This window comes from Arthrobacter sp. Hiyo1 (assembly GCF_001263615.2).
Taxonomy (GTDB): domain Bacteria; phylum Actinomycetota; class Actinomycetes; order Actinomycetales; family Micrococcaceae; genus Arthrobacter.
On sequence record NZ_DF952468.1, the window covers coordinates 430,716 to 434,656 of the forward strand.

Annotated in this window: 3 protein-coding genes and 1 pseudogene; all 4 read left to right on the forward strand. The window is 62.9% G+C overall.

Going from position 1 to position 3,941, the window contains the following annotated elements; translation table 11 throughout:
• Positions 1 to 215 (forward strand): annotated as a pseudogene (locus AHiyo1_RS01925) (mannitol dehydrogenase family protein); the annotation flags it as partial.
• A gap of 389 nt (positions 216 to 604) precedes the next feature.
• On the forward strand, positions 605 to 2,074 hold the full coding sequence (gene uidB, locus AHiyo1_RS01930; RefSeq protein WP_059387442.1) for a glucuronide transporter: 1,470 nt from the start codon (positions 605 to 607) through the stop codon (positions 2,072 to 2,074).
• Positions 2,075 to 2,192: 118 nt separating this feature from the next.
• Positions 2,193 to 3,422, forward strand: a complete 1,230-nt coding sequence (manD, locus tag AHiyo1_RS01935; protein ID WP_059387443.1) for a D-mannonate dehydratase ManD — start codon at positions 2,193 to 2,195, stop codon at positions 3,420 to 3,422.
• On the forward strand, positions 3,412 to 3,941 hold a 530-nt coding region (locus AHiyo1_RS26040; RefSeq protein WP_253257117.1), incomplete at its 3' end, for a gluconokinase. The genes manD and AHiyo1_RS26040, both read left to right, overlap by 11 nt.

The following is a 3,941-nucleotide window of genomic DNA, read 5'->3' on the forward strand; positions in this document are numbered from 1 at the left end:
GGATGATCGCGGCCTGGACCGCCTACACCGCCACGGCAACAGGTCTCCAGGACCCGCAGGCGGCAGGGATCGCCGCCGCGAACCTCCTCACTGGCCGTACCCGGCTCGAGGCTTTGCTCGGCCTCGTGGATCCGGACTTGGTTGAAGACAGGGCGATCGTGGACCTTGTTGAGGGTTTGGCCGAGTCCTTCGCGGCTGCCGGCAACCTCAGCTAATCCGACAGGCACTTTCAACGGCGCCCGTTGCCTTCCCCGTGAAGGCGACGGGCGCCGTCGTCGTTGGCCCGGTATATGTGAGCGGCGTTCGCCGGAGTCGGGTCATATGTGAGCGGGCGTTTGCCGGAACTGACGCTCGCTCGGATATGTGGCACTTTCCCCTGACGCTCGCTCATCTTTGACGGCCTTTTCGGCATCGCTCGCTCACATCTTGAATGTGCCCAGAAGTTGGAAAGTTTCTATGGAAACATTTGGCAACCGCTTGCCGAATGATTGCCAGGGTGATTAGAATTACATCAAGCTTCAACAATTTCTGGCCTAGTCGGCCGAAGCTTTTCCATCATCGCAAGCCGGGGCATGGGGTATCGGCAAGGGTAAAGGAGCCCGCAATGAATAAGCTCAGCAAACTCAGCATCCTAGGCTATGGGGCTGGCGACGCCGCCAACAACCTTGCCTTTACTACTGCCACCATGTTCCTGCTTGTCTACTACACCGACGTCGCGGGCATATCCGCGGCGGCCGCCGGCACCCTGTTGCTTACGGTCAGGATCTTCGACGCTTTCGCCGACGTCTTCGCCGGACGATTGGTTGACCGCGCCTACAGCAAGCGCTTCGGAAAATTCCGCCCGTTCATCATGTTCGGCTCCATCCCATTGCTGCTTTTGAGTGTCGCGGCCTTCTCCATTCCACAGGTCGGCGAAACAGGGATGTTGCTCTATGCCTACGTGACATATGCGGCGCTGGGCCTGGCCTACTCGCTGGTCAACATCCCGTACGGTTCGCTAGCGGGCGCGATGACCCAGGAGCCGGGGGAGCGAGCCAAGCTCGGATCCGCCCGCATGGTCGGCGCCCTTTTGGTCAGTTCCGCGTTGGGCATCTTCGTAGCTCCGCTGATCAAGCCCGGCGCCAACCTGCAGTCCACGTTCACCATCATTACTCTGGCCTTCGTCGCGATCGGCGCGGCTCTGTACTTCTTCACGTTCCTGACCGCCAAGGAGCGGGTGCACCGTGCGGTACCCAAAGTTTCCTTCAAGCAAAGCATGGCGACGCTCAAGACAAACCGTCCCCTGCTCATGCTGTGCCTCAGCTCCTTCCTCTTCCTGACCGGCTACATGGCACTGTCTTCGGTGCAGCTGTACTACTTGCGCGACGTCCTCGGCAGGCTGGATCTTTACGCTGTCCTCTCCATCGTCCAGCTTGTGGTGACCTTTGCCCTCGCTCCGCTCATGCCGAGGTTGGTCCGAAACTTCGGCAAGAAGACCATCTACGTGGCTGCCGGTTTCCTCGCTATCATCGGCGGCGCAATCGTCTTCTTCGCTCCGGCCACCCTCGTCTGGGTTGGATTCGCGGGTCTGCTCCTGAGCATGCTTGGCGTGATGGCCGTCAACATCGTGGTGTGGGCCTTGGAAGCAGACACTGTGGAGTACGGCGAATGGAAAACCGGTGTCCGGACTGAAGGCATCACCTACGCACTGTTCTCCTTTACCCGTAAGACGGGCCAAGCCGTCGGCGGCGCCCTTGCCGCATATGCTCTCGCTGCCGGCGGTTATAAGTCCGGCACTACGCACAGCGCCGAGTCCCTGCAAGCCATCCAGTTTGCCGCAGGTGCGCTGCCCGCCATCATGACCGTCCTCGCGATCGTCGTTATGGCCAAGTACAAGTTGACCGACGCGTTCCATGCCCAGATCCTGGGCGAAATCAAGGCCCGTCGCGCCCTGGAAGCATCCGGCTCAGAGCCATTTGGCGCGGAGGCCGAGTCCGCGACTCCCGTCGAGCGGGCAGCCTCGGAACTTGCCTCGTCGACGGCCGGGGAAACCGCTCGGGAAACCGCCGGGCCAGAAAAAATCTCGACGAAATAATACTGCAACCGGTTGCCAATAATTGTCATCCATTCTAAGATCGTCTTTACCCGCCCTGTGGTGCACGTCGCATCCGGGCCAGGCCAGCCCTCGATCAGCAACCCTGAAAGGACCAGCTGTGAAAATCATTGCCGCTGAAGTCTTCGTGACCAGCCCTACCCGGAACTTCGTGACTTTGCGGATCACTACCGAGGACGGCGTGACCGGCATCGGCGACGCGACCCTGAACGGCCGTGAACTCGCAGTGGCCGCGTACTTGAAGGAACACGTCGCGCAGCTGCTGATCGGCAAAGACCCGCACCGTATCGAGGACACCTGGCAGTTCCTGTACCGCTCTTCGTACTGGCGCCGCGGCCCGGTTACCATGGCCGCCATCGCCGCCGTCGACATGGCCCTGTGGGACATCAAGGGCAAGGTGGCCGGACTGCCGGTGTACCAGCTCCTGGGCGGCGCCTCCCGCAACGGTCTTCGCGCGTACGGGCACGCCTCGGGCGCGGACATCCCTTCCTTGTTCGACTCGGTCCGCGAGCACCTGGAACTCGGTTACAAGTCGATCCGCATCCAAACCGCGATCCCGGGCATCAAGGCCGTCTACGGCGTGGCCGCGCAGGCTCAGGCCTCGGGCGAGCGCTACGACTACGAGCCAGCCGGCCGCGGTGCGTTTCCGCAGGAAGAAGACTGGGACACCCGCGCCTACCTGCGCCACCTGCCCACCGTCTTCGAAGCGGTGCGCAACGAATTCGGCCCGGAAATCCCGCTCCTGCACGATGGCCACCACCGCATGACCCCCATCCAGGCCGCCAAGCTCGGCAAGGCCCTGGAACCGTACGACCTGTTCTGGCTCGAAGACTGCACCCCGGCCGAAAACCAGGAAGGGCTGCGCCTGGTCCGCCAGCACACCACCACGCCGCTGGCCATCGGTGAAATCTTCAACACGGTCTATGACTTCCAGACCCTCATCAAGGAACAGCTGATCGACTACGTCCGGGCCGCGTCAACGCACTTCGGCGGGATCTCGCCGCTGAAGAAGGTCATGGACTTCGCCGCGCAGTACCAGATCAAGTCCGGCTTCCACGGCCCCACTGACATTTCGCCGGTCGGTTTCGCCGCACAGCTTCACGTGGGCCTGGCCATCCACAACTACGGCATCCAGGAATACATGCAGCACTCGGACAAGACCAACACGGTCTTCGAGCAGTCCATGACCTTCACCGACGGCTACCTGCACCCCGGCGACAAGCCGGGCCTCGGCGTCGAATTCAACGAAGAAGCCGCCAACTCCTTCCCGTACCAGCAGGCCTACCTGCCCTACAACCGCCTCGTGGACGGCACCGTCCATGACTGGTAGGAACATCGCCGTGGCGGGCGACCCCGGCGCAGCCACGGAACAGCCGCGGCGCATCGTGGTGATGGGCGTCTCCGGTTGCGGCAAGACCACCATCGGAGACCTCGTCGCCCGGGCGCTGGGAGTTCCGTTTCTCGACGGCGATTCGCTCCACCCGGTGGAAAACGTTGCCAAGATGGCTGCGGGCACGCCCCTGACTGATGAGGACCGCTGGCCCTGGCTCGCGACCGTGGGCACCGAACTCGCCAACGCCGGCAACGGCGGGCTGGTTCTCGCGTGCTCCGCCCTCCGGCGCAGCTATCGGGACGCCATCCGCGAGAAAGCCCCGGACACCGTTTTCCTGCACCTGCACGGCAGCAAAGAGGTACTCAGGGAACGGACAGAAGGGCGTTCCGGCCACTTCATGCCGCCCGCCCTCCTTGATTCGCAGCTCGCCACCCTGGAACCGCTCGACGCCGACGAGGCCGGGTTCGTGCTCGACATCGCCGCACCGGTCAGCGAGGTGGTCTCGGAGCGTTGGCG

What these genes read in the sequence shown, in the direction of transcription:
- uidB (WP_059387442.1), top strand. Translation starts at nt 605, where the DNA reads ATGAATAAGCTCAGCAAACTCAGCATCCTAGGCTATGGGGCTGGCGAC.